We start from the raw sequence: 223 nt of genomic DNA on the forward strand, positions 1-223 counted from the left end.
CGGGTCATTAGCTCAGTTGGTAGAGCAGTGGACTTTTAATCCATTGGTCGATGGTTCAAGTCCATCATGACCCACCATTCTTTATTAAGCTAAAGAGTGGCTAAATCGGCGGATTTACGCAGCTTACTTAATAGAGTAAGCACACAGAGCGGGTCATTAGCTCAGTTGGTAGAGCAGTGGACTTTTAATCCATTGGTCGATGGTTCAAGTCCATCATGACCCA

Annotated in this window: 2 tRNA genes; both read left to right on the plus strand. The window is 44.8% G+C overall.

Annotation, left to right across the window (positions count from 1 at the left end):
- The first annotated feature begins 1 nt into the window (after position 1).
- Positions 2-77, plus strand: a tRNA-Lys gene (locus tag AN389_RS19960).
- 73 nt (positions 78-150) lie between these two features.
- A tRNA-Lys gene (locus AN389_RS19965) sits at positions 151-223 on the plus strand.

Origin of the sequence: Pseudoalteromonas sp. P1-7a (genome assembly GCF_001401855.1) — a bacterium.
Lineage (GTDB): Bacteria > Pseudomonadota > Gammaproteobacteria > Enterobacterales > Alteromonadaceae > Pseudoalteromonas.